The following is a 9,854-nucleotide window of genomic DNA, read 5'->3' as shown; positions in this document are numbered from 1 at the left end:
TATGGGACGGAGCCGGCGCGCCGGCCGCTCCGGGCAGCGTGGGTGCGGGTTGGCCCGCGCCGGCCAACCCGGCCAGACCCGCCAGGCCCGCGGCCCCCGCGGCGGGGATGGCGACGAAGGGCGCGATCAGGGCGACGGAGAGCTGCGTCAGCTGGGGTACCTGGGGGAGGAACGTGTACAGCGCCTCGCCCGCCCAGTGCGGAACCTGGGCGGCGAGCATCGGGTCGCCCATCAGGGTGTTGAGGACCGTGGATGGGTTGGACCCGGACTGGCTGAGGTCCGCGTTGAGTTCCTGGGCGACTTCCTGCACGCGCGTCACCCACCAGCTCAGCTGATCGGCGCCCCCGCCCGCGTCTTGGTTGGGGGGGTTGGCCAGCTGGATCGGCGGGGGCGGGGCGGTCGGTGGGACCCAGGTCTGCGCCGTCTGGGACACCGCTTCATAGATCGCCATCGTGGTGGCCGCCTGCAGCCACATCCGCAGGTAGTCCATCTCGTTGAGCGCGATCGGAATCGTGTTCACGCCAAAGAAATTCGTCGCCACCAGTTGCGCGAAAGCGACGTGGTTGGCTTCGATTTCCTGCAGGGTCGGCATGGCGGTCAGTGCGGCGGTATAGGCCGCGGCGACGGTCTCGGCCTCGCGGGCCGCCGCCGTGCTGTTGGCGCTGTTCTGCAAAAGCCATGCCAGATAAGGCACGTGGGCGGCCACGTAGGCCTCCGCGCTGGGGCCCTGCCACGTCCCCGCCTGCACCGCTGCCAACAAGTCGCCGAGTTCCTGTGCGGCCGTGTCGTATTCGGCGCTCAACGCCTGCCACGCCTGCTCGGCCGCCAGCAGGGATCCCGGCCCGGGGCCGCTGGACAGCGCCGCCGAATGCACCTCGGGCGGGAAGGCGGCCCAGATCGGCATGGTCATCGCCGGTCACTCGCGGGCGTCCGTGCGGCCATGTTGCGCTCCTCCCGACGAACCGGTCAGCGCTCCCGCGTGGCCGGCGGGTGGCGGCCCGCTCGGCCAAGCGGCTGTTCCCCGGTCCCCTAGTGGTTGTCAGTGCTTCGGCAATGCGACCTGGCGCGGTGTCGGCGGGGGCTGAGCGCCGATATCGCGTCGTCGGTCAACTGGCGCGCCCACGTGGCGCGACGGTCGAGCCATAAAGACAGCGGAAATCCGCACGTACCGGAGGCTACGCCGAAAAACTCCGCAAATGAGGAAATAAATCGGACTTCACCGGAGATGTGAAGGTAATTGTCAGCGGTTGGACAGCCGGACCAGGAAGCCGTTCAGGATCAACGTCTGCGCCAGCCCGACCTGCTGCGCTGCGCTCAGCCCGGGTAGCTCGCCGACCCGAAACGGCTCGGTACTGCCGGCGAGGAACAGCATCGCCGCCTCGTGGTCGGCGCCGGCGGCCACCGACAGCTGCGCGAATCGCAGGACAACGCGGTCGTCGACGTGCGCCACCCGCGCATAGAGCGGTTCGTATTTCGCCACCAGCGTTCGCCCGTCGATCGCGACGGTGTCGCTGACCCGCCCGACCGGCGGGCATCGGCCCCGCCGGACCAGGACGTCGGCCAGCGCGTCGAGGCTCTCGGCGAGGATCGCGGGGTCCGCGAGGGCCCGCACGCAGTCACGCACGAGCTCACCCAGACCGGCGCGGGCGGTTGCGTCCTCCAGGTGTCGTGGCGACAGGCGCGCGTGCACGCGGGCGTCGCGCAGACTCAGCGCGTGCAGCTGGTGCGTGAGCAGCGTGAGGACGGTGGGCGCGTGCAGCCCGATCGTCAGGTGGACCGACGGCTCGGAGCGCGTCTCGGCCGAATGCACTTGGCCGCGAGGCAAATACAGCACGTCGCCGGGTTGCAGGTCCACGTCGGTCGACGACGTGAGCCCGTCCGTCCCGACGCCCCTGCGGCGCTGGATCTCGTGCGGCGGCACGGCGGCCGCGTCGGACACATGCCAGGTCTTGGACCCCTCGATCTGCAGGACCAGCACGTCGTGCGGGTCGTAGTGCGGGACAAAGCCGGTCGACGCCGGGGGCGTGACGTAGGCGTTGACCCGGGTCGGGAAGTTCAGCTCGACCTCGATGGAGTGCGACATCGACGCGATCGTGCGCAGATAGCGCTCGACCCCGTTCACCACGATCGTGTAGCCGGCGGCCAGGCCGTCGCGCACCGCGACCGGGTCCAGCCCGCCGTCCGCGCGGCGGTAGGTCGCCGGATCCCTGTCCTGCCCGCCCTTGACCAGCCGCACGGCCGACGCTTCCGGCTGCACATGGTCCAGGAGCGCGTCGACGGCCGACGGCCCGGGAAGCAGCCCGTCGAAGTAGCCCGGCCGGCGGCGCCGGATGTGGTGGTACCGGATGGCCCAGATCTCGTCGAGGAAGGTTTCGACGCCGACGGGGTGCAGCAACCAGGCTAGGGAAGACTCGACGGTGATCCCCCAAACGTAGTGACGACCGGTGTGCACCACACTAGACCGGGTCCCGCACGCGCCCCGCCTTTCTGGGCGCCCCGGCGACGACCACTAGCCTGGATGAGTGCCCGATCCCGCCACGTACCGCCCCCCGCCCGGGTCCATCCCGGTCGAGCCGGGCGTCTACCGATTCCGGGACACCTACGGGCGCGTCATCTACGTCGGCAAGGCCAAGAGCCTGCGCAGCAGGCTGACGTCGTACTTCGCCGACGTCGCCGGCCTGCACCCGCGAACCCGCCAGATGGTGACCACCGCCGCCAAGGTGGAGTGGACGGTGGTCACCACCGAAGTCGAGGCGCTGCAGCTCGAATACAACTGGATCAAGGAATTCGACCCGCGCTTCAACGTCCGCTACCGCGACGACAAGTCGTACCCGGTGCTGGCCGTCACCCTGAACGAGGAGTTCCCCCGGCTGATGGTCTATCGCGGCCCGCGGCGCAAGGGCGTGCGGTATTTCGGGCCGTACTCCCACGCGTGGGCCATCCGGGAAACGCTGGACCTGCTCACCCGCGTGTTCCCCGCCCGGACCTGTTCGGCCGGTGTGTTCAAGCGGCACAAGCAGATCGACCGTCCATGCCTGCTCGGCTACATCGACAAGTGCTCGGCGCCCTGCGTCGGCCGGGTCAGTGCGGAGCAGCACCGCCAGATCGTCGACGACTTCTGCGACTTCCTGTCCGGCAAGACCGATCGCTTCGCCCGCGAGCTGGAACAGCGGATGAACGCCGCGGCCGAGCAACTCGACTTCGAGCGGGCCGCCCGGCTGCGCGACGACCTGGGTGCGCTCAAGCGCGCCATGGAGAAGCAGGCGGTGGTGCTGGGCGACGGCACCGACGCCGACGTTGTCGCCTTCGCCGACGACGAGCTGGAGGCGGCGGTGCAGGTGTTCCACGTGCGTGGCGGCCGGGTGCGCGGGCAGCGCGGCTGGATCGTCGAAAAGCCGGGCGACCCCGGCGATTCCGGGGAGGAGCAACTGGTCGAGCAATTCCTGACCCAGTTCTACGGGGAGCAGGCCGAACTGGGCGGGGCGGCCGACGAATCGGTCAACCCGGTTCCCCGTGAGGTGCTGGTGCCCTGCCTGCCGTCCAACTCCGAGGAGTTGACCAGCTGGCTGTCCGCCCTGCGCGGCTCCAAGGTGGCGCTGCGGGTGCCACGCCGCGGCGACAAGCGGGCGCTGGCCGAAACGGTGCAGCGCAACGCCAAAGAGGCGCTGCAGCAGCACAAGCTGCGGCGGGCCGGCGACTTCAACGCCAGATCCGCTGCGCTGCAGAATATTCAGGAGGCCCTGGGTTTGGCCGACGCGCCGCTGCGCATCGAGTGCGTAGACATCAGCCACGTGCAGGGCACCGACGTGGTGGGTTCGCTGGTGGTGTTCGAGGACGGCCTGCCGCGCAAGTCGGACTACCGCCACTTCGGCATCCGCGAAGCGGCCGGGCAGGGACGTTCCGATGACGTCGCTTCGATCGCCGAGGTGACCCGCCGCCGGTTCGCGCGGCATCTGAGCGAGCAGAGCGACCCGAATATGCTTTCGGCCGAAGGCAAGTCGCGGCGGTTCGCCTATCCGCCCAACCTCTACGTCGTCGACGGCGGCGCGCCGCAGGTCAACGCGGCCAGCGCCGTGCTGGAAGACCTCGGCATCAGCGACGTCGCGGTGATCGGGCTGGCCAAGCGGCTGGAGGAGATCTGGGTGCCGTCGGAGCCGGATCCCGTCATCATGCCGCGCAACAGCGAAGGGCTCTATCTGCTGCAGCGGATTCGTGACGAGGCGCATCGGTTCGCCATCACCTACCATCGCAGCAAGCGATCCAAGCGAATGACCGCCTCGGCGCTGGACTCGGTGCCAGGATTGGGGGAGCATCGCCGCAAGGCACTGGTAACCCATTTCGGATCGATAGCCCGCCTCAAGGAGGCCACCGTCGACCAGATCACGGCCGTTCCCGGTATCGGTGTGGCCACCGCCACCGCCGTCCTGGAAGCGTTGCGGCCCGAAAGCAGTCCGGAGAGGCCGAATGACGGGTGAGTTGGCGGAGGGCCGCCCGATGGACGCCCGCCCCGAGGGCGGGGCGGGCATCGACGTCGTTCTGGTGACCGGATTGTCGGGCGCCGGCCGGGGTACTGCTGCCAAGGTGCTCGAGGACCTCGGGTGGTACGTGGCCGACAACCTGCCGCCCCAGCTGATCACCCGCATGGTCGATTTCGGGCTGGCCGCCGGTTCCCGGATCACGCAGCTGGCGGTGGTGATGGACGTGCGGTCGCGCGGCTTCACCGGCGACCTCGACGAGGTCCGCACCGAGCTGGCCACCCGCAACATCCGCCCGCGCGTGGTGTTCATGGAGGCGTCCGACGACATGCTGGTGCGCCGCTACGAACAGAACCGGCGCAGCCACCCGCTGCAGGGGGACCAGACCCTGGCCGAGGGCATCGCCGCCGAGCGGCGGATGCTGGCCCCGGTGCGGGCCACCGCCGACCTGATCATCGACACGTCGACGCTGTCGGTGCGGGGCCTGCGCGAGAGCATCGAGCGCGCGTTCGGCGGCGACGCCAGCCCGTCGATCAGCGTCACGGTCGAATCGTTCGGCTTCAAGTACGGCCTGCCGATGGACGCCGACATGGTGATGGACGTGCGGTTCCTGCCCAACCCGCACTGGGTCGACGAGCTGCGCCCGCTCACCGGACAGGACCCGGCGGTCAGCGAGTACGTGTTGAGTCAGCCCGGCGCCGCGGACTTCCTCGATGCCTACCATCGGTTGCTGTCGTTGGTCGTCGACGGCTATCGCCGGGAGGGCAAGCGCTACATGACGGTCGCCATCGGCTGCACCGGCGGTAAGCACCGCAGCGTCGCCATCGCCGAGGCGCTGATGCGGCTGCTGAAGGACCAGAAATTCGACGCCCAGCTGTCGGTGCGGGTGCTGCACCGGGATCTGGGTCGCGAATGAGCGCGCCGGCGGGCCCCCCGAGCATCAACAGCATCGTCGCGCTCGGCGGCGGGCACGGCCTGTACGCGACGCTGTCGGCGGCCCGCCGGCTGACCCCGCATGTCACCGCCGTGGTGACCGTCGCCGACGATGGTGGTTCGTCGGGGCGGCTGCGCAGCGAATTGGACGTGGTGCCGCCGGGTGACCTGCGAATGGCGTTGGCGGCCTTGGCATCCGACAGCCCACACGGTCGGCTGTGGGCGACCATCCTGCAGCACCGCTTCGGCGGCACCGGGGCGTTGGCCGGGCACCCGATCGGCAACCTCATGCTCGCCGGGCTGTCCGAGGTGCTGGCCGATCCGGTGGCCGCCCTCGACGAGCTGGGCCGCATCCTGGGCGTCAAGGGCCGGGTGCTGCCGATGTGTCCGATCGCGCTGCAGATCGAGGCCGATGTGTCCGGCCTGGAAACCGATCCGCGAATATTCCACCTGATTCGCGGCCAGGTGGCGATCGCCACCACGCCGGGCAAGGTGCGGCGGGTGCGGCTGCTGCCGAGCGACCCGCCGGCGACCCGGCAGGCCGTCGACGCGATCATGGCCGCCGACCTGGTCGTGCTGGGTCCCGGCTCGTGGTTCACCAGCGTGATCCCGCACGTGCTGGTGCCGGGGCTGGCGGCGGCGCTGCGGGCCACGACGGCCCGCCGCGCGCTGGTGCTCAACCTGGTGGCCGAGCCGGGCGAGACGGCCGGCTTCTCCGTCGAGCGCCATCTACACGTGCTGGCCCAGCACGCGCCGGGGTTCACCGTGCACGACATCATCATCGACGCCGAACGGGTGCCCGGTGAGCGGGAGCGGGAGCACTTGCGCCGCACCGCGACGCTGCTTTCGGCCGAGGTCCACTTCGCCGACGTGGCCCGACCTGGTACACCTTTACATGATCCAGGCAAACTCGCGGCGGCCCTGGACGGGGTCCGGGCGGCCCACAAGGGTCCGGCCACGGCCACCGCGGACATTCGGGTCGACGGTGCAAGTCCACAGAACGGTGGGAATGGGCCGGCCGGCAGCGGACCGAGGAGTGACGACGCGTGGCGATGACGACCGAAGTCAAGGACGAGCTCAGCCGCCTGGTCGTGAAATCGGTCAGCGCGCGTCGCGCGGAAGTCACGTCGCTGCTGAGGTTCGCCGGCGGGTTGCACATCGTGGGCGGCCGGGTGGTGGTGGAGGCCGAGGTTGACCTGGGCAACGTCGCGCGGCGGCTGCGCAAGGACATCTTCGAGCTGTATGGCTACAACGCGGTCGTGCATGTGTTGTCGGCCAGCGGGATTCGCAAGACCACCCGCTACGTGCTGCGGGTGGCCAACGACGGCGAGGCGCTGGCGCGCCAGACCGGCCTGCTGGACAACCGCGGCCGGCCGGTGCGCGGGCTGCCCGCCCAGGTCGTCGGCGGCAGCGTCGGCGACGCCGAGGCCGCCTGGCGCGGAGCGTTCCTGGCGCACGGGTCGTTGACCGAGCCGGGGCGGTCGTCGGCCCTGGAGGTCAGCTGCCCCGGCCCAGAGGCCGCGCTGGCGTTGGTGGGCGCGGCGCGCCGGCTCGGGGTCAGCGCGAAGGCCCGCGAGGTGCGTGGCGCCGACCGGGTGGTGGTGCGCGACGGCGAGGCGATCGGCGCACTGCTCACCCGGATGGGCGCCCAGGACACCCGGCTCATCTGGGAGGAGCGGCGGATGCGCCGCGAGGTGCGGGCGACGGCCAACCGGCTCGCCAACTTCGACGACGCGAACCTGCGCCGCTCGGCGCGGGCCGCCGTCGCGGCGGCCGCCCGGGTGGAACGCGCGCTGGAGATCCTCGGCGACACCGTGCCCGACCACCTGGCCTCGGCCGGCAAGCTGCGCGTCGAGCACCGGCAGGCCTCGCTGGAGGAGCTCGGCCGGCTCGCCGACCCCCCGATGACGAAAGACGCTGTGGCGGGCCGCATTCGCCGGCTGCTGTCGATGGCCGACCGTAAGGCGAAGATCGAGGGCATCCCGGACACCGAGTCGGCGGTGACACCGGATTTGCTGGAAGACGCGTAACTGGTCGCGCGAATCGCTGTTCGCAACGGGTAGACGGGGGCTACGGTCGGGGGATGAAACGGCTTTCGAGCGTTGACGCGGCGTTTTGGTCGGCCGAAACCGCGGGCTGGCACATGCATGTGGGGGCACTGGCGATTTGCGACCCGAAGGAATCGCCCGAGTACAGCTTTCAGCGCCTGCGCGAACTGATCATCGAGCGGCTGCCGGAGCTGCCGCAGCTGCGGTGGCGGGTCACCGGCGCGCCGCTGGGGCTGGACCGGCCGTGGTTCGTCGAGGACGAGGACCTCGACATCGACTTTCACATCCGGCGCATCGCCGTTCCGGCGCCGGGCGGCCGCCGCGAGCTCGAGGAGCTGGTGGGCCGGTTGATGTCCTACAAGCTGGACCGGGCGCGGCCGCTGTGGGAGATGTGGGTGATCGAGGGCGTCGAGGGGGGCCGGATCGCGTCGCTGACCAAGATGCACCACGCCATCGTCGACGGCGTCTCCGGTGCCGGCCTCGGCGAGATTCTCCTGGATGTCACGCCGGAACCGCGTCCGCCGCAACAGGAAACGGTGGGATCGCTGGTGGGCTCGCGGATTCCGGGTATCGAACGGCGGGCGGTGGGGGCGCTCATCAACGTCGGCGTCAAAACGCCCTTCCGCATCGCGCGGCTGCTCGAGCAGACCGTGCGCCAGCAGGTCGCCGCGCTGGGAGTGAGCAGCGGCCGGCCCCCGCGCTACTTCGAAGCGCCCAAGACCCGGTTCAACGCTCCCGTGTCGCCGCACCGGCGGATCACCGGGTGCCGAATCGAGCTGGCGCGCGCCAAGGCCGTCAAGGACGCTTACGGCGTCAAGCTCAACGACGTGGTGCTGGCGGTGGTCGCCGGCGCGGCCCGCGAGTACTTGCAGAAGCGCGGCGAGCTGCCCGCCAAACCGCTCATCGCCCAGATCCCCGTCTCCACCCGCACCGACGACGACAAGGACGACGTCGGCAACAGGGTGAGCTCGATGACCGTCTCGCTCGCCACCGATGTCGACGACCCCGCCGAGCGGCTGCGGGCCATCCACGAAAGCACCCAGAACGCCAAGCTGATGGCCAAGGCGTTGTCGGCGCACCAGATCATGGGGCTCACCGAGACCACGCCGCCGGGGTTGCTGCAGTTGGCGGCGCGGGCCTACACGGCGAGCGGGCTGTCGCGAAATCTGGCCCCCATCAACCTGGTTGTGTCCAATGTGCCGGGCCCGCCGTTCCCGTTGTACATGGCCGGCGCCCGGCTGGATTCGCTGGTGCCACTCGGGCCGCCCGTCATGGACGTCGCCCTGAACATCACCTGCTTCTCCTACACCGACTACCTGGACTTCGGCTTCGTGACGACGCCCGAGGTGGCCAACGACATCGACGACATGGCCGACCGCATCGAGCCGGCGCTCACCGAACTCGAGAAGGCCGCCGCGCGGGAGTGAGCCGCTCGGGGCGCTCCGCGCGTCCCCGCGCGTCTCCGCCGAGCGTCACGCTAGCGTGGCGGCCGCAGGCGAGCGTCACGCTAGCGTGACGCTCGCCTGGCCAAGGCGGCTCGTACCCGGCCGACGATGTCGGCGGGGCGATCGTTTACGACCACCCGAATGACGATCCAGCCCAAACGCTCGAGCGTTTCGCGCCGTCTGATGTCCCACGTGTATTGCCAGCGGTCCCGACGATGTTGCTCGCCGTCGTACTCGGCAGCGACTTTGCAATCCTCCCAACCCATGTCGAGGTAATACGTCAGGTCGCCGCACTCGTCACTGACCGGGATCTGCGTTTGCGGTCGGGGCAGCCCCGCCCGGATCAGCAACAGTCGTACCCACGTTTCCTTCGGCGACTGAGCGCCGGCGTCCGCGAGATTGATTGCATCACGCGCCGACTGAATGCCGCGTCGGCCCGGGTGCCGCTCGGCGAGCATCTGAAGCTCAGCCACCTTGGAGTCGGTAGCGCGAAGCAGGTCGTCGATCGCGGCCACGGCGTCGTTTGTCGGATGCCAACATCCCACGTCGACGGCAGTCCGGGCCGGCGTCGTCACGGGGACACCGTCGATCAGCGTGAATTCGTCGTCTTCGAGGCGGTCACTGTGAATCCGCAATCCCGGCAACGGGTTTCTGTTGCTGTGCAGCATCTCAACCGGTGCCGCGGCGTCCACCCACTGCGCGCCATGAACAGCGGCGGCCGACAGCCCCGCGACAATGCCTCGCCGACGCGACCACAGCCATGCCGCGCGGGCTCGGATCAGCGGAGTCAACTCGGCGCCCGGGTCGACATACACATCGCGGAACAACTTCCTGTAGCGCGTTCGCAACGCGCTCTTGACGAGTTCTCCGTTCGCGACGGCCTCGCTGCCGATGAATGGCTCTGCCATCGCGGCAGCGTCGCATAAACCGCAACGAACGTCAGGTCAGTGCGG

At 70.0% G+C, this 9,854-nt stretch carries 8 protein-coding genes; 5 read left to right on the top strand and 3 right to left on the bottom strand.

Annotated features, from left to right (window positions below; translation table 11 throughout):
• Both HMPREF0591_RS26745 and HMPREF0591_RS26740 read right to left on the bottom strand, forming a co-directional pair.
• Positions 1–910: PPE family protein (locus HMPREF0591_RS26745; RefSeq protein WP_007171898.1), on the bottom strand; the 910-nt coding region annotated here is incomplete at its 3' end.
• Between the two features lie 330 nt (positions 911–1,240).
• Positions 1,241–2,422 (bottom strand): cupin domain-containing protein, encoded by a 1,182-nt coding sequence (locus HMPREF0591_RS26740; RefSeq protein ID WP_040624210.1) that lies wholly within the window; start codon positions 2,420–2,422, stop codon positions 1,241–1,243.
• A gap of 100 nt (positions 2,423–2,522) precedes the next feature.
• On the opposite strand from HMPREF0591_RS26740, the gene uvrC reads away from it, so the two are divergent.
• From uvrC to HMPREF0591_RS26715, 5 genes are read left to right on the top strand one after another with little or no spacing between them, the layout of a single operon-like run.
• Entirely contained in the window at positions 2,523–4,475 is a 1,953-nt protein-coding gene (uvrC, locus tag HMPREF0591_RS26735) for an excinuclease ABC subunit UvrC (RefSeq protein ID WP_007171896.1), read from the top strand.
• 19 nt (positions 4,476–4,494) lie between these two features.
• Entirely contained in the window at positions 4,495–5,391 is an 897-nt protein-coding gene (gene rapZ / locus HMPREF0591_RS26730) for an RNase adapter RapZ (RefSeq protein ID WP_170826134.1), read from the top strand.
• Positions 5,388–6,464 carry a uridine diphosphate-N-acetylglucosamine-binding protein YvcK gene (yvcK, locus tag HMPREF0591_RS26725; RefSeq protein ID WP_007171894.1) on the top strand — a complete coding sequence of 359 codons (1,077 nt, stop codon included), beginning with the start codon at positions 5,388–5,390 and terminating at the stop codon, positions 6,462–6,464. Before rapZ ends, yvcK begins: the two co-directional genes overlap by 4 nt.
• Positions 6,461–7,438, top strand: a complete 978-nt coding sequence (whiA, locus tag HMPREF0591_RS26720) for a DNA-binding protein WhiA (RefSeq protein ID WP_040624208.1) — start codon at positions 6,461–6,463, stop codon at positions 7,436–7,438. The genes yvcK and whiA overlap by 4 nt, the downstream gene beginning before the upstream one ends.
• 53 nt (positions 7,439–7,491) lie before the next feature.
• Positions 7,492–8,883, top strand: a complete 1,392-nt coding sequence (locus HMPREF0591_RS26715; RefSeq protein ID WP_007171892.1) for a WS/DGAT/MGAT family O-acyltransferase — start codon at positions 7,492–7,494, stop codon at positions 8,881–8,883.
• Positions 8,884–8,963: 80 nt separating this feature from the next.
• Here the strand turns inward: HMPREF0591_RS26715 and HMPREF0591_RS26710 are convergent, their stop codons facing one another.
• A complete protein-coding gene (locus HMPREF0591_RS26710) occupies positions 8,964–9,809 on the bottom strand; it encodes a DUF559 domain-containing protein (protein WP_007171891.1) in 846 nt (281 codons plus the stop codon).
• Between the last annotated feature and the right edge of the window lie 45 nt (positions 9,810–9,854).

Source organism: Mycobacterium parascrofulaceum ATCC BAA-614, from assembly GCF_000164135.1.
GTDB classification, from domain to species: domain Bacteria; phylum Actinomycetota; class Actinomycetes; order Mycobacteriales; family Mycobacteriaceae; genus Mycobacterium; species Mycobacterium parascrofulaceum.
Note: the sequence above shows the minus strand (reverse complement) of the source record. Positions and strands in the feature narration are given on the sequence as shown.